Below are 554 nucleotides of genomic sequence, written 5' to 3'. Positions count from 1 at the left end.
ACCGCGATACCAAGCCGATTGGCGGTCTGTTTGCGAAAGTAGACCGTAGTGAGGACGATTCCGAAGCCGGACACCGGACAGTGTTCGAGGAATCGCCATCGATAGGAGACGTCCCTTCAGCCACAGGCTGGGCACGGATCACGAAGCCCGACACACAGCGGCGGAGATGATCTGGCTTCGGGGCGGGGAGCCGTTTGCGGGTCACGGACGTGACTGACGCAAGCTCTTGAGAGCATGACGATCCGGGGGGCGCTACCGGTACCAAAACGGCGCAACAGGAATCACCCACCACGGCAGCAGCCACGAGCGCGAGGACAACAATCCTGGCGAACGAGTGCTGGCATCAGGACGATGCACCGGGTGGATGGCCGCGCAGCGGCACGCAAGGCGAACGCCGGCGTGTTCGCATAGCGGACAGTCAGGACGCATCGCTTCCATGCTCAGGGCTGATCGGTTGGCATCGCTAAAGGACAGGAAGAAGTGGACTCCGGCAAGGTGGCCGGTTAGCTGGACGTGGTAGTCCGGCGCACCAAGAGGTGAGTGTCGTTCGGGGC

General features: G+C 62.6%; 1 protein-coding gene. It reads right to left on the bottom strand.

Annotation, left to right across the window (positions count from 1 at the left end; all coding sequences use genetic code 11):
* Positions 1-252: 252 nt before the first annotated feature.
* The coding region (locus CF70_RS37725) for a hypothetical protein (protein ID WP_235185013.1) at positions 253-554 on the bottom strand (302 nt) is incomplete at its 5' end.

It is taken from the genome of Cupriavidus sp. SK-3 (genome assembly GCF_000611145.1).
In the GTDB taxonomy this organism is placed as follows: Bacteria; Pseudomonadota; Gammaproteobacteria; order Burkholderiales; family Burkholderiaceae; genus Cupriavidus.
The sequence above is the reverse complement of the archived record's forward strand: the minus strand, read 5'-3'. Positions and strand labels throughout refer to the sequence as shown.